The organism is Aliirhizobium wenxiniae, assembly GCF_014201355.1.
Lineage (GTDB): Bacteria > Pseudomonadota > Alphaproteobacteria > Rhizobiales > Rhizobiaceae > Neorhizobium > Neorhizobium wenxiniae.
The window spans coordinates 254269-268049 of the sequence record NZ_JACHEG010000001.1 but is presented as its reverse complement, the minus strand read 5'-3'; the positions used below and the strand labels follow the sequence as shown (position 1 = coordinate 268049).

12 protein-coding genes and 1 riboswitch are annotated in these 13781 nt (G+C 60.4%); of the genes, 7 read left to right on the top strand and 5 right to left on the bottom strand.

The window, feature by feature from the left end; all coding sequences use genetic code 11:
• Window positions 1-66 precede the first annotated feature (66 nt).
• Entirely contained in the window at window positions 67-1056 is a 990-nt protein-coding gene (gene moaA, locus HNQ72_RS01400; RefSeq protein WP_183991207.1) for a GTP 3',8-cyclase MoaA, read from the top strand.
• Here moaA and thiD read toward each other — a convergent pair.
• The 4 genes from thiD to HNQ72_RS01380 all read right to left on the bottom strand — a co-directional run bounded on the left by thiD (window position 1043) and on the right by HNQ72_RS01380 (window position 6162).
• A complete protein-coding gene (gene thiD / locus HNQ72_RS01395) occupies window positions 1043-1867 on the bottom strand; it encodes a bifunctional hydroxymethylpyrimidine kinase/phosphomethylpyrimidine kinase (protein ID WP_183989233.1) in 825 nt (274 codons plus the stop codon). The two genes, moaA and thiD, sit on opposite strands and share 14 nt — an antisense overlap.
• Window positions 1864-2499 (bottom strand): thiamine phosphate synthase, encoded by a 636-nt coding sequence (gene thiE / locus HNQ72_RS01390; protein WP_183989232.1) that lies wholly within the window; start codon window positions 2497-2499, stop codon window positions 1864-1866. The genes thiD and thiE overlap by 4 nt, the downstream gene beginning before the upstream one ends.
• Window positions 2496-3311, bottom strand: coding sequence for a hydroxyethylthiazole kinase (gene thiM, locus HNQ72_RS01385; RefSeq protein ID WP_183989231.1), 816 nt, complete (start codon window positions 3309-3311; stop codon window positions 2496-2498). Before thiM ends, thiE begins: the two co-directional genes overlap by 4 nt.
• A 49-nt stretch (window positions 3312-3360) precedes the next feature.
• Window positions 3361-3457: riboswitch (TPP riboswitch) on the bottom strand.
• Window positions 3458-3597: 140 nt separating this feature from the next.
• Complete coding sequence (locus HNQ72_RS01380) at window positions 3598-6162, bottom strand: methyl-accepting chemotaxis protein (RefSeq protein WP_183989230.1); 2565 nt, start codon at window positions 6160-6162, stop codon at window positions 3598-3600.
• A 207-nt stretch (window positions 6163-6369) separates the two neighbouring features.
• Here HNQ72_RS01380 and HNQ72_RS01375 point away from each other — a divergent pair, with 207 nt between their 5' ends.
• The 3 genes from HNQ72_RS01375 to mobB are packed head-to-tail and all read left to right on the top strand — an operon-like array spanning window position 6370 to window position 8407.
• Window positions 6370-7278 carry a DMT family transporter gene (locus HNQ72_RS01375; RefSeq protein ID WP_183989229.1) on the top strand — a complete coding sequence of 303 codons (909 nt, stop codon included), beginning with the start codon at window positions 6370-6372 and terminating at the stop codon, window positions 7276-7278.
• Between the two features lie 2 nt (window positions 7279-7280).
• Window positions 7281-7895, top strand: a complete 615-nt coding sequence (gene mobA / locus HNQ72_RS01370; protein WP_183989228.1) for a molybdenum cofactor guanylyltransferase MobA — start codon at window positions 7281-7283, stop codon at window positions 7893-7895.
• A complete protein-coding gene (mobB, locus tag HNQ72_RS01365) occupies window positions 7892-8407 on the top strand; it encodes a molybdopterin-guanine dinucleotide biosynthesis protein B (protein WP_183989227.1) in 516 nt (171 codons plus the stop codon). Before mobA ends, mobB begins: the two co-directional genes overlap by 4 nt.
• Window positions 8408-8458: 51 nt before the next feature.
• On the opposite strand, the gene HNQ72_RS01360 is transcribed toward mobB, so the two are convergent.
• The gene (locus HNQ72_RS01360; RefSeq protein ID WP_425503150.1) at window positions 8459-10714 is read right to left on the bottom strand and encodes an OmpA family protein; all 2256 of its coding nucleotides are present in this window, start codon (window positions 10712-10714) and stop codon (window positions 8459-8461) included.
• Between the two features lie 479 nt (window positions 10715-11193).
• On the opposite strand from HNQ72_RS01360, the gene HNQ72_RS01355 reads away from it, so the two are divergent.
• The 3 genes from HNQ72_RS01355 to HNQ72_RS01345 all read left to right on the top strand — a co-directional run bounded on the left by HNQ72_RS01355 (window position 11194) and on the right by HNQ72_RS01345 (window position 13742).
• Window positions 11194-11979 (top strand): ABC transporter substrate-binding protein, encoded by a 786-nt coding sequence (locus HNQ72_RS01355; protein ID WP_183989225.1) that lies wholly within the window; start codon window positions 11194-11196, stop codon window positions 11977-11979.
• Between the two features lie 153 nt (window positions 11980-12132).
• Window positions 12133-12915: an ABC transporter permease gene (locus HNQ72_RS01350; protein ID WP_183989224.1), complete on the top strand. Its 783-nt coding sequence runs from the start codon at window positions 12133-12135 to the stop codon at window positions 12913-12915.
• Window positions 12912-13742 carry an ABC transporter permease gene (locus tag HNQ72_RS01345; RefSeq protein ID WP_183989223.1) on the top strand — a complete coding sequence of 277 codons (831 nt, stop codon included), beginning with the start codon at window positions 12912-12914 and terminating at the stop codon, window positions 13740-13742. The genes HNQ72_RS01350 and HNQ72_RS01345 overlap by 4 nt, the downstream gene beginning before the upstream one ends.
• The last annotated feature ends 39 nt before the right edge of the window (window positions 13743-13781 follow it).

Genomic DNA, 13781 nt, shown 5'->3' with positions numbered 1-13781 from the left:
TATATTGACTTGAATTCCATCGTTACCCCACCATTGTTCGGCAATCCAGCACCGGCCCAGGCGCCGATGATCGATCCGTTCGGCCGTGCGGTGACTTATCTTCGCGTCTCGGTAACAGACCGCTGCGATTTTCGCTGCACCTATTGCATGTCGGAAAACATGACTTTTCTGCCGAAGAAGGACCTGCTGACGCTCGAAGAGCTTGAGCGCCTCTGTTCCGCCTTCATCGCGAAGGGTGTGCGCAAATTGCGGCTCACAGGCGGCGAACCACTGGTGCGCAAGAACATCATGTTCCTGGTCGAGGCGCTCGGAAAACAAATCGATGCAGGAAGGCTCGACGAGCTGACGCTGACGACCAACGGTTCGCAGCTTGCCCGTTATGCTCAGGAGCTTCATGACAACGGTGTGCGCCGCATCAATGTTTCGCTCGACACGCTCGATGAAGCGAAATTCAAGGCTATCACCCGCTGGGGCAATTTCCGTCAGGTCATGAACGGTATTGATGCTGCCCAGAAAGCCGGGATCAAGATCAAGATCAATGCCGTGGCGTTGAAGGATTTCAATGAGCACGAAATCCCGGAGATGATCCGTTTCGCACATGGCCGTGACATGGACCTGACGCTGATAGAGACCATGCCGATGGGCGAGATCGAAGAGGACCGGACTGACCGTTATCTTCCCCTGTCGCAGGTGCGTGCTAGCCTCGAAGAGCAGTTCACGCTTTCCGAAATTCCTTACAAGACAGGCGGTCCTGCCCGCTATGTCGAGGTAAAGGAAACAAATGGACGATTAGGCTTCATCACGCCGATGACGCATAATTTCTGCGAAAGCTGCAACCGCGTACGTCTCACCTGCACCGGCACGCTCTACATGTGTCTCGGCCAGAACGACGCCGCGGACCTGCGTTCCGCGTTGCGCGGCTCCGACGATGATGATTACCTTGCCAATGCCATCGACGAGGCAATCACCCGCAAGCCGAAAGGCCATGACTTCATCATCGACCGCACGCACAAACGCCCCGCGGTCGCGCGACACATGAGCGTCACCGGCGGGTGACCCCGTCCTCCCACAATGCAATGAAGTGATGCACCGGCCCGTGGCCGCTGCCGACTGACAGTTCGTCTGCGGCCGAGATCGCCCCTGCGAGATAAGCCTTCGCCACCCTCACCGCCTCGATCACGGACTGGCCTTTGGCAATCTCGGCGGCAATGGCGCTCGACAGGGTGCAGCCGGTTCCGTGGGTGTTCCTTGTCCTGGTTCTCGGCCCTTCGAACCAGGTCACTTCGTCGGCTTCGGCCAGCACGTCCGGGCTGTCATCGCTCTCCAGATGCCCACCCTTGATCAGCACCGCACGTGGCCCGTGCTGAAGCAGTCGTTTGGCCTGCTCGGCCATCGCTTCCCGCGTCTTCGCCTCCGGTTCGCCAAGCAGGGCTGCCGCCTCCGGCAGGTTCGGCGTAATGACCGTCGCAAGCGGCAGAAGCAGTTTCATGATCGCCTGGTTGGCATCGCTTGCCAGAAGCGGCGCCCCGCCCTTGGCAACCATGACCGGATCGAGCACGACAGGAATCCCCGTCGCATGCGCCTTGAGCGTGGCGGCTACCGTTTCGGCGATCTCCGCATTGGCGATCATGCCGATCTTCACCGCATCGACGCTGATATCGGCGAAGATCGTCTCGATCTCGGCGCGGACGAAATCGGGCGGCAGCGCATGGATGGCAGTCACGCCTTGCGTGTTCTGCGCCGTCAATGCGGTGAGCGCCGCCATGCCATAGGTGCCGCGGGCGGAAAATGCCTTGAGATCGGCCTGTATGCCGGCACCACCGGACGGATCGGAGCCCGCAATCGATAGGACATTCCGAATGGTCATTTCGTTACCCTCGCGATTTCTGCTGCAATCAGCTTTGTGGCGGCCAGCGGGTCCGGCTGTCCGCAAATGGCGGAAACGACCGCCAGCCCCTTCGCACCGGCGGAGAAAACCTCGCCTGCATGTTCGCCTTTGAGACCACCGATCGCGACTGCCGGCACCGGAGATATCGCGGCGATCCGCGCCAGCCCTTCGAACCCGACAGGTGGCTTGTGGTCCGGTTTGGTGCCGGTGGCAAAGACCGGACCGATCCCGACATAATCGACCACCGTCGCATCGACCCGTCGCGCCAGTTCCTCCGTTTCGACGGAAAGGCCGAGGATAATGTCTCCACCGATGCGCCCGCGCACGATAGCCGCATCCATATCGTCCTGCCCGACATGGATGCCGTCCGCGCCGATCGCGATGGCGGCCTCGACGTCATCATTGACGATCAGCGGCACGCCGGTTCCAGCGAGGGCGGCCTTGAGCTCAAGGCCCGCGGCGATCATCCCGGCGGTCGTTGCCTGCTTATCGCGCAATTGGACCATGGTTGCGCCACCTTGTACCGCAAGCCGCGCCGTCTCGGTCATTCCGATCACTCGGCAAAGCTCGGGATCAAGCACCAGATAAAGGGAGAGGTCGAAGCGCTTCATACCGGTACCACCCTTGCCACCGCATCCACCGCATCAGGCGTCACTTCAGCCAGAAGATCGAGAAAACGTACGGCGAACGATCCCGGCGCCTGCGCTTCGCGCCCCGCCAGTTCACCTGCGGCGGCGAAGAGGGCTAGTGCCGCCACAGTTGCCTCGAACGGACTGTCGGGTGCCGTCGCGACGAAAGCGCCGACAATGCAGGTCAGCGAGCAGCCGAGCGCCGTCACTTTCGGCATCAGCTTTGAGCCGCCGAGAACTTGAACGGAGCGTTGTCCGTCCGTGACAAAATCACGCTCGCCGGTCACCGCGACCACGCAGCCATGGCGCAGCGCAAGTGCCTTGGCCGCAGCTTCGGCGGAAGCGACGCTATCGCCGGCGTCGACGCCCTGCCCCGATGCATGCTCGCCGGCCAGCGCGATGATTTCGGAAGCGTTGCCGCGGATCACCGTCGGCTTCAGCGCAAGCAGTTCAGCCACTGCAGAACGACGATAGGATGTGGCGAAATGCGCGACCGGATCCAGCACCCAGGGTTTTCCCGCCTCGCCGGCCGCCTTCGCTGCCGTCTTCATACCTTCGAAGAAGTCCGGCGAGATCGTGCCGATATTGATCGTGAGCGCCGATGCGATAGCGGCAAACTCTCCGGCCTCCTCGGGACTGTGCACCATGGCAGGCGAAGCGCCAGCCGCCAGCATGACATTCGCGGCGATATTCATCGCGACGAAATTGGTGATGTTCTGCACCAGCGGATTTCTCCGCCGCATGGCCGCAAGCAGCGAGCCGGGTTTCAGGGATTGAACGGGATCGTCGGTCATTTGCGCCTCCTTCTTCTGCAGAGGCGGCGTGGGGATACAACGTGAATGAACGAAGACCCGAACGACTCCCTCCGCCAGCATGATCTGGTTCAGGTTCAAAGGGTTCTTCTCAGCCCGGCTTTCACCGGACGCCCCTGTCATGTCCAACAACTAGCGGATGAGGCGATATGGTTCCAGCTTTTTTGGCGAAAGCCGCACATCACCACGATGTTCGCAACAAAAAGCCGCCCTCGTTTCAAAGGGCGGCTTTTGAGCTTCATAAGAGACACATGGTCAGGTCGGCATCTCAGGCAGCGTTGCTGCGATATCGAGACTGCGACGGCTCTTTATAATATCCGACGCTGTCGCCAGTCCGGAAGCGGCCAATCTTCTGCGTCAGATCCTCGACCCGATGGCGCAGGCCGCGGATTTCGGCATTGTTCTCCTCGACCATCGCGGCATTCTGCTGGGTGATCAGTTCCACATCATTGACGGCTTGGGTGACCTGCGTGATGCCGGTAGACTGTTCGGCCGCAGCCGAGGAAATCTGCGCCACCAGTTTGCGTACGTCGGTCACGTGGGCGATGATCTTCGAAAGCGCCTCGCCGGTTTCCTCGACGAGCTGGACGCCGCTTTCCACCTGCATCGCGCTTGCCGAAATCAGTTGCTTGATCTCGCGGGCGGCACCGGCGCAACGCTGGGCCAGTTCGCGGACCTCCTGGGCGACAACCGCAAAACCACGGCCCGCCTCACCGGCACGCGCAGCCTCGACACCGGCATTGAGTGCCAGAAGGTTGGTCTGGAAGGCGATCTCGTCGATCACGCCGATGATCTGGCTGATCTTGTCGGAGGACCGGCTGATTTCGCCCATGGCATCGACGGCGCGTGCCACGACCTCGCCTGAACGAACGGCGAACTCTTCGGTCTCATTGACCGATTGAGAGGTCTGACGGGCATTGGTTGCGGTGCTGCGCACAACATCGCTCAGATGGCGCAACGCCCGAGAGCTTTCTTCAAGCGCTGCCGCCTGCTGTTCCGTGCGTTTCGCCAGATCGTCGGCGGAGGCAGAAAGGTTGGCCGTACCGCCATTGATCTCCTGCGCCGCAAAACCGACTTCGGACAAAGTCGCACGCAGAGCATCGACAGCCTGATTATAGGTTTTGGCCATCATCACGAAATCTGCCGGCAGATCTTCGTCCATCCCCGTTGCCAGATCGCCTTCGGCCAGATTGCCGAGCACGCCCGAGAGTGCGGTCAACGCATGCTGCTGATCGGCCGCGATGCGGGCACGTTCGCCGGCGCGCTGTTCTGCTTCCGCCGAAGAAAGTTCCCGGGCGGCAGCGGCTTCCTGCTCCAGCCGAACATTTTCTCTCGCAGCGTCGCGGAATACCGTGACGGAACGAACCATGTCACCGATCTCATCCCCACGCTCGCGGCCTTCGATCGAAACCTCCAGGTCGCCGTCGGCAAGACGCTTCATCACTTCGGTCACCCGGCGCAGAGGGCCGCGCAATGTCTCGACCAGCATCAGGCCGCCCGCGATCGCCAATATCGTTCCGACCACCATGGCGACGACCGAAAGGTTTGCCGAGCGCTCACTATCTTCCTTGCCGACTTCCTGGGCCTGGGCAACGAAATTCTTCAGCCCGGCCATCGCGCCGGTCAGAGTGGCCGTGGCTTCAGCCCTCTTCTTCTGCCAGTCGGAAGCAATCACGATCAGCTTTGTCGATCCGGCGTCCAGAGATGCGAGAAGCGGCTCCAGCTTCACAGCAAAGCCGGCCATGGTGAAATTGGTCTTGGCAAGTTCAGAAACACGCGCCGAGACGGTACGCAAACCCGCCGTCGATTCAAGAAGCGGCTTCTGCGAAGCCTCGCTCATCGTACTGCTCATCCGCTCGACAAGCAGTTTGAGCTCATCGATCCTGCGCAGGGAATCCTCTGTCTGGGCAAGCAGTTCACGCTGGACGGCCACATCACCTTCAAGGCCGACAAACCGTTCAGCTGCCGTTACGGCCCGGCTGTTGGACAAGTTATCCAGATCCCGCTGGATCGGCATGAGTGCACTTGTTCCCACACGCACGGCCTGTGCCTTGTCTGCGATCGGGGCGTCGCTGGTAATGGTCGCTTTCAAGCCGGCAGCGGCCTGTCGCGCCGGATCGAAAGCCTTGCCCGCCTTTTCCGATACGAGCGTGCTGATCTTTGCGAATTCCTCTTCCAACGGGCCGAGGTAAAGCTTGGCCGTATTGATGGCCGCATCGTCGCTTTCGGCACGACGCATTGCTTCACGCAAGTCCGAGACCCTGCCCGAAATGGCGTTATAGGCATAGGCTTCCAGCAACATGCCCTTGGCAAATTTTTCCTTGCCGGCGCTCTGCTTGCGCAGGCTTCCCACCTGCGCCTCCACTTCCGTGCCTAGAGTATTGATTTCCGTCACGGCGCTGGCCATCTGCGCATCCGTTTCGTCCCGCAGCAGCTTGACGGCCCACAGCGCATCGACATGACTGCGCATTGCCGAAGCGAGCCCCATAACCGGCGCAACCCGTGATCGATCCCCTTCGCTTGTCAGAAGTCCCTCGAGCACACCGACGCCCTGTTGCTGGGTGTCGATATCGGCCCTCAGTGCCGAAAGCGTCTTTTCATTCGGCGTCGAGGAATATTCCTGCAAGCTCGCCTGAAGGCGCTCGAAATCGCCGATGTTCTCAATCGTGGCACGGGTCACGGTCATATGGCCATTCAGAGTATTGGCCGTGTAATATCCGGCAAGGCCTACGCCCGCGATCAGCAGAACGAGAGGTACAACGAACAGAAGAACCTTGGTTACAATTTTCCGGCTTTGCAAAAGTCGATCGATAAACAATTTTTTCCCCGTCATTAGCTGCGCTGAAGGCACTATTGCATGTGTGCACAACGGAGCGATTCCAGCCTCATGCGGGAACACCCCCACACGATGGCCACTTTCGGTTGAGCAACCGTTAATGGCAGCCGGCGACATTTGCGCGCGGAAAAATCAGATGGAAATTTGCTGGCAGCAAACTTTCCGATCACGTAAAGACGGGGCGGAACGGGTGGAGGAATCGGGATGGCATTGTCGGATAACACGCGCGGTGCGCTGCTCATGGCGACCGCGATGGCCGTGTTCTCCTGCAACGACGCAATGGTCAAGGCGTTGACGCACGACCTCAGCATTCCGCAGATCATGGCAGTACGCGGGGTCCTGACGACCATACTCGTATTCGCGGTCTCCATTCTCCTGCGCGCCAAGTTCTCGTTACGCGCCTTCACTCATCCGCTGGTGCTTTTGCGCACGGCCTGCGAACTCGGCGGAACGTTGTCGTTCTTCAATGCGCTTGCCAGGATCGATTTCGCCTCGGCCTCCTCGATCATGCAATCGCTGCCGCTTGCGGTGACGCTCGGGGCTGCGCTTCTGTTTCACGAACCGGTCGGCTGGCGGCGCTGGAGCGCCATCATCGTCGGCTTCCTCGGCGTGCTTTTGATCATCCAGCCGGGACCTGAAGGTTTTTCCAGCGACGCGCTGTTCCCGCTTGCCGCGGTTTTCTTCACCGCCTGCCGGGATCTCGTGACACGCAGGATCGCAACGGAAATCCCGACCATCCACGTGACCCTCTTCACCTCCTTCATCATCATGGTCGTTGGCTTTGTTCTCATCGGCCCGACAGGCGGCTGGCATCCGATTTCGGGCTTCAACTGGCTGCTTCTGGCGCTGACGGCGATTGCGGTATTCTGCGGCTATCAGGCAATCATCCTCGCCATGCGCGGTGGAGAAATCTCCTTCATTGCGCCATTCCGCTATACCAGTCTGATCTGGGCGCTCCTCATCGGCGTCCTGGTTTTCGGCGAGCGTCCGGGCATGACGGTGCTCCTGGGCGCGGCCGTCGTGATCTGCTCCGGCCTCTATACATTCTACCGTGAAAGCCGCCGCGCCATCGACACGGCCAAAAAGACGGCTACGCCCGCGGCGGGTGGTTGAGGATGCGCCCACCCGGTCTCATTCTTGCCGGTGGCCGGTCAAGCCGCATGGGAGCGAACAAGGCGCTGCTTCCGCTCGGCGACAAAAGCGTTCTCGGTCATGTCATTGGGCGACTGACTCCTCAGGTATCGGATCTCGCTGTCAACGCCAATGCCCCGTTTCCGGGGTTTGAGAACTATCGCTATCTTGCAGATGATCTCGCCGGACAGTTAGGACCGCTCGCCGGCATCCTTACCGGGATGCGCCATTATTCCCGCCAGCTCGCAGAAGCGTCGCATTTCGCCAGCGCTCCCTGCGACAGCCCTTTTCTGCCGTCAGATCTTGTGCCGCAGTTGAGTGCAGTCTGTCCCGATCCGGAAACCATCGTCATCGCTACCTCACTGGAGCGTCGTCACCCTGTCTTCGGCCTCTGGCCGATCGCGCTTGCGGAAGATCTCGAACACTGGCTGACAGATAGCGATAATCGCCGCATCAATGCATTCCTGAACCGTCACCGCACGGTGACCGTCGATTTTCCGTCACTTCAGACACGCCGCGGCATGCTGGATCCCTTCTTCAACATCAACACACCAGAAGAGCTTACCCAAGCCGCGGCCTTTACGGAGATCCTTGAATGAACACCACGCCCGCCTTCGGGATTTCCGGATGGAAAAATTCTGGAAAGACGGGACTGACCGTTCGTCTGGTTGAGGAGCTTACCGCCCGCGGTTATCGCGTTTCCACCGTCAAGCATGCGCATCATGACTTTGACATCGACAAGCCCGGCGCAGATTCCTTCCGGCACAGGGAGGCGGGCGCGGGAGAAGTGGCAATTGTCTCGGGAGCGCGCTTTGCGATCATGCATGAACTGCGAGACGAAGCTGAGCCGACGCTTGCCGAAATCCTTTCACGGCTGGCACCTTGCGATCTCGTACTCGTAGAGGGCTACAAGCGAGAGGCCATCCCGAAGATAGAACTGCGCCGACTGGAATCGAAAAGCCGCGAACCTCTTGCACCGCTTGATCCCCATATCGTAGCCATCGCCACGGATCACTCGCTCGCTTCGCAAACATTGCCCGTCTTCGAGCTCGACGACACAGCATCCATTGCCGACTTCATCATCAGCACTACAGGCCTTCCAAAACGCTGAAAGCCGCCGACCGAATGGTCGACGGCTTCCAATTCATGCCTGTCCGAACCGTTACTGGTTGGAGGCGACAGGTTTCACCAGAGGCGTGATCCGGCGGATCGTCACGCGGCGGTTTTCCTGGTTCGCGGCTTCGGTATTCACCTTCAGGTACCGCTCGCCATAACCTTGCGTCGTCATGTTTTCCGGCGGAATGCCGAATGCATCCGACAGCACCACAGCCACCGATTCCGCGCGCCGGTCCGAAAGGACAAGATTGCTTTCATCCGAGCCGACCGCATCCGTATGGCCTTCGATCAGGAAGGTTTCCGACGGATCCTTTTCCAGTACCTTGTTTATCGCGTCTGCAACCTTGCGAAGCGAGGTTGCCTGATTCATCGGAATCTCGGCGCTGCCCGTGGCAAAGGTGATGGTATCGAGGTCGATACGCGGAACCTTGTCACGGATACGAGCCGAATAACGGACCTCATCGAGCGAATAGGGCCGTTCAACCCGCTCCACCGGGGGCTGTTCAAGGAAGCGGTAATAGTCTCGGTCCGGCTCGCTGGACGTATCGATGATATAGTCGTCGATCGGCACGCCAAGACGCATCGGCGGCAGGTCGTCACCCGGATCGCGCCAGGTATAGTCCTGACGGTCTTCCAGAAGCTCCGGTGCGTAATAGAGCACATATTCCCGACCGCCACGGACGATGCGCGAACGCTGGACGACTTCGCCATAACGGTTACGGATCGTCACAACGCGGGTACCGTCGCTGCGTTCGACGACTTCGCGATAGCGACCGTCGCCCAGACGCTCATATTCCGGACGGCCCCCATCATCGTAAAAGCGGCGGCTGTCGTCGTGGCGCACATAGGTCTGGTTATCGATCGAGATCATAACGCGACCATCGTCACGGTCCCGATCCCAATTCCTGTCGCGGCCACGGTCACGATTGCGATCCTGGTTTTGGTTCTGTCCCAGAAGGGCATCGCCGATCGGGCCTAGAACATCCCAGCCGCGCGGCCGTTCGAAATCGGGCCTGCCATCGATGCGCTGGCCGCGTTCCTCGACCAGCTCGCGACGCTGGTTGCGCCAGCGCTCCCGGTCTTCGCGGGTGACACGATCATTGACCTGCGCATCCGCATCGTTACGCGGCGGCGGAGCCGCGCGTTCCTGTGCTTGCTGCTGATCCGGCGCGAGCGGAGTTCCGCGTCTGTCCGGACGGCTCGGATCCTGTGGACGGTCACCGCCGCGTTGCGCACGGTCTGGCCGCTGTTCCTTGGCGCTGTCGAGCACGGCGGCGCCGTTTTCGACCGGAAGCCTCGGCTGCTCGGCGGTCTGCTCAACGGGACGCGGCTGGTTGCGCTCGCCACCGCTCACCGCCTGATCAGGTGCCTTGTCCGCGTCCTGAGCCTGCTGACGGGCAGGTTTGGGCGGCTGGCCCGGTTGCTGCTGAGGCACCGGCGCTTGATCGGCATTCTGCTGCGAGCGAGGCTTTGGCGGCTGGATCACATCACCCTGATCTGCCTGTTGACGCTGCGGCCGTTCGGCCTGAGGACGCTCGGCCTGCTGCGGACGGCCTTGAGGCTGCTCGGCCTGCGGCTGTTCCGCCTGTTGCTGGCGTTCCTGCCGTGGCTTGGGTTGTTCCGCCTGTTGCGCATCGGCCTTTGCAGGTGGCTTTGCTGACGGCTTCGGTTCGGGTGCCTGATCCGCATTCTGTTGTGCGCGAGGTTTTGGCGGCTGGATCACATCACCCTGTTCGGCCTGCTGACGCTGAGGCCGCTCGACCTGAGGCTGTTCCGCCTGCTGCTGGCGTTCCTTGCGCGGCTTGGGCTGTTCGGCCTGATCTGCATCCGGCTTTGCCTGTTCTCGGAGATCGGGGGCCTGCTCGGCGTTCTGCTGACGCCGTTGCGGGCGTTCGCTGCCCTCGCCCTGATCTGCCTGCTGCTCACGACGCTGCGGGCGCTCGGCGTCCGGCTGCTCGGCACGCTGTTCACGCTGGCGGGGTTGCGGCCGTTCACCACCACCCTCACCCTGATCTGCCTGCTGTTGGCGACGCTGGGGACGTTCACCCTCTGGCTGTTCGGCCCGCTGCTGGCGCTCACCGCGCGGACGTTCAGCTCCTTCACCCTGATCAGCCTGCGGCTTGCGGCGCTTCGGAAGTTCCTCGCCGTCTGCCGGAACCTGCTCCTGCACCCGAATGATACCGGGCGCCGCCGGCTGCACCGATCCGAGATCCGCACCGGACGGCAGGGCATAGGCTGGTTGCATCAACAATGGCAGGGACAAAACAGGCGCCGCCACGCTGGCGAACAATCTGGATTTCATCGACATGAGATTTTCCTTCTTCTGGCTTTCGTCCCTAGATGCTCGCGACGGCCCCAATGGTCATACCTGTTGAGGCCCACCTCTTGCGGGCAGTTTTTCGCGGCACCACAACTGTATTTGTTCCAATTTGGTTCCCATTATGGCCACCTGCAAAGGTCCACATCATCGGGACCAAAGTCTGAACTGCGCTTGAATGCCGTATTCATCCGGCAATTACGGCTGCGCCATCTTGGCGCATCACAAAAAAGCTAAGCCTGTCAGGCATTTTCTCCCGGCAACGATCTCCTCCAGGAACCCTCTGGCAACATGAGGGTTTGGACGTAAACGTCAAAGGGATGTGAAGCCCGAGGTTGCCCTAGAAAATGCCGTTGCAATTTTCCCGGAGCCGGTATCTATAAAAAACAAGGGCTGCAAAACGCCCCTCGCCGGCTACGAAAAACCGAGAAAACGTTGCCGGACTACCAACAGAGAGGACAATTATGAAGATCTCCACCCGTTTGTTTGCTGCCGCGTCGATCGCGGCGATCTCGCTTTTTGCTGGCGCCGCTTCGGCCCAGGACAAGCTGGTCATCGGTACGGAAGGCGCATACCCGCCCTTCAACGTTCTGGAATCCAACGGCGAACTGACTGGCTTCGATATCGACATCGCCAAGGCGCTCTGCGTCCAGATGAAGACCGAGTGCACCTTTGTCACCAATGACTGGGATGGCATCATCCCGGCCCTGCAGTCCAAGAAGTTCGACGCGATCATCGCTTCCATGTCGATCACGCCTGAGCGCCAGCAGCAGGTTACCTTCTCCAAGAAGTACTACAACACGCCGCCGGCAATCGCCGTGCCCAAGGATTCACCGCTGACGGAAGCAACCGCTGCTTCGCTGAAGGGCAAGGCCATCGGCGCGCAGGGCTCGACCAGCCATGCCAACTATGTCGAAAAGCACTTCCCCGACGCGGATGAGAAGCTTTATCCGACCGCCGACGAATACAAGCTCGACCTGACCAACGGCCGCATCGATGGTGTTGTCGACGATATCGTCGTGCTTACCGAGTGGGTGAAGTCGGATGCCGGCTCTTGCTGCAAGATCCTGACCCCGCTGGCGGTCGATCCGGAAATCAACGGCCAGGGTGCAGGCATTGCCGTGCGCAAGGACGAACAGGCTCTCGCCGACAAGTTCACCGCCGCAATCGCCGCGATCCGCGCCGACGGCACCTACAAGAAGATCCAGGACAAGTATTTCGACTTCGACGTCTATGGCGGCGACAAGTAATCGGTCCAATCGCTAAAAAAAGCGGCGGAAGGGTCACCTTCCGCCGTTTTCATTTTCATCAAGCACTTGTCCTCAGAAAATTTTCCTTTTTAATTGGCATTTGAAAGCGGCACGACATAAGCCGCAGGGGAATATGAACCGGAACATGATCCTATGAGCGGATGGCTCTCCGCCCTCTTTAATACACTCGACCCGTTTTGCGGCCCTGCCGGTATCTTTACCTGGTTCGGCGGCACCGGCCTCGTCTCCTGTGGCGATAGCGGCTGGGGCGATGAAATCGCCTTCGGCGTCAAGGTGACGATCTCGCTGGCGCTCGCCACACTGCCGGTCGGGCTGCTGATCGGTTTCCTGATCGCGCTTGCCGCCCAGTCGCAGGAAAAGCTGCTCAGGCTGGCCGCCGGCATCTACACCACCATATTCCGCGGCCTGCCCGAGTTGCTGACGCTGTTCATCGTCTATTACGGCGCGCAGATGCTGATCCAGTCGGTGCTGGCTTTCTTCGGATATGACGGTCGCGTCGAGATCAATGCCTTCGTTGCCGGCATGGTGGCGCTGGCGGTGGTATTCTCCTCCTATTCGTCGGAAGTTCTGCTTTCCGCCTTCCGCGCCATTCCGCGCGGGCAATATGAGGCCGGCGATGCGCTTGGCCTTCGCCGCGGCAAGACGATGCTGCTGATCGTTCTGCCCCAGCTCATCCGCATCGCCCTGCCCGGCCTTACTAATCTCTGGCTGATTCTGCTCAAAGACACATCCTATGTTTCCGTCATCGGACTTGCCGATATCGTGCGCCAGACGGGCGTTGCGGCGCGCGTCAGCAAGGAAGCCTTCTTCTTCTATTTCCTTGCCTGCCTGCTTTACCTGATCCTGGCGATGATCTCGTCCTACGGTCTCGGCTTCATCGAGCGCTGGGCCAAGCGGTCGGAGGTTTCCCGATGAGCGTGACGAACGAGATGATCCCGCCGCGCCCGGCGCCTGCGGTCCTGCACCGGCCACTGACAACGGCAAAAGTCGTCGGTATCGGCGTGCTGATCCTCTGGGCCCTGCTTGCCATGGCTCTGGTCAGCATGGTGATCGAGGGATGGGACCCTGCCAAGTTCGAGCGTTACGGACCGCGTTATCTCAACGGCTTGTGGACGACGATTTCGCTGGTTGGCATTTCCATCGTGCTCGGCGCGGTTCTATCGCTGCCGATCGCGTTTGCCCGCATGTCAAAGAACCGCGCGCTGAATGCGGTTGCCTACGCCTATGTCTATGTCTTCCGCTCGACGCCGCTTTTGGCGCAGCTGTTCCTTATCTATTACGGTCTCGGCAGTTTCCGGCCGCAGCTGGAATCCGTCGGCCTGTGGTGGTTCTTCCGCGAGGCCTGGTATTGCGGTCTCTTCTCGCTGACGCTGAACACCGCCGCCTATCAGGCGGAAATCCTTCGTGGCGCGATCCAGAGTGTTCCCGTAGGCCAGCATGAGGGCGCAGCCGCACTCGGCATTTCCAAGCGCGTCGCCTTCTGGAAGATCATCCTGCCGCAGGCCCTGATCGTGGCGCTTCGCCCCTACGGCAACGAGATCATCCTGATGATCAAAGGCTCGGCCGTCGTCGCGATCGTCACCGTCTACGACCTGATGGGCGAGACACGCTACGCTTTCTCGCGGACGTTCGACTACCAGACCTATCTCTGGGCGGCGATATTCTACCTGACCATGGTGGAAGCATTGCGGCATCTGTGGAACTTCATCGAGCGACGTCTGACCCGCCATCTGGTGCGCTAGCAGCACTCCAATTACACTGATGCTAACGCTCTGAAATAA

What these genes read in the sequence shown, in the direction of transcription:
- moaA (WP_183991207.1), top strand. Translation starts at nt 67, where the DNA reads ATGATCGATCCGTTCGGCCGTGCGGTGACTTATCTTCGCGTCTCGGTA.
- thiD (WP_183989233.1), bottom strand. Translation starts at nt 1,867, where the DNA reads ATGACCATTCGGAATGTCCTATCGATTGCGGGCTCCGATCCGTCCGGT.
- thiE (WP_183989232.1), bottom strand. Translation starts at nt 2,499, where the DNA reads ATGAAGCGCTTCGACCTCTCCCTTTATCTGGTGCTTGATCCCGAGCTT.
- thiM (WP_183989231.1), bottom strand. Translation starts at nt 3,311, where the DNA reads ATGACCGACGATCCCGTTCAATCCCTGAAACCCGGCTCGCTGCTTGCG.
- HNQ72_RS01380 (WP_183989230.1), bottom strand. Translation starts at nt 6,162, where the DNA reads ATGACGGGGAAAAAATTGTTTATCGATCGACTTTTGCAAAGCCGGAAA.
- HNQ72_RS01375 (WP_183989229.1), top strand. Translation starts at nt 6,370, where the DNA reads ATGGCATTGTCGGATAACACGCGCGGTGCGCTGCTCATGGCGACCGCG.
- mobA (WP_183989228.1), top strand. Translation starts at nt 7,281, where the DNA reads ATGCGCCCACCCGGTCTCATTCTTGCCGGTGGCCGGTCAAGCCGCATG.
- mobB (WP_183989227.1), top strand. Translation starts at nt 7,892, where the DNA reads ATGAACACCACGCCCGCCTTCGGGATTTCCGGATGGAAAAATTCTGGA.
- HNQ72_RS01360 (WP_425503150.1), bottom strand. Translation starts at nt 10,714, where the DNA reads ATGAAATCCAGATTGTTCGCCAGCGTGGCGGCGCCTGTTTTGTCCCTG.
- HNQ72_RS01355 (WP_183989225.1), top strand. Translation starts at nt 11,194, where the DNA reads ATGAAGATCTCCACCCGTTTGTTTGCTGCCGCGTCGATCGCGGCGATC.
- HNQ72_RS01350 (WP_183989224.1), top strand. Translation starts at nt 12,133, where the DNA reads ATGAGCGGATGGCTCTCCGCCCTCTTTAATACACTCGACCCGTTTTGC.
- HNQ72_RS01345 (WP_183989223.1), top strand. Translation starts at nt 12,912, where the DNA reads ATGAGCGTGACGAACGAGATGATCCCGCCGCGCCCGGCGCCTGCGGTC.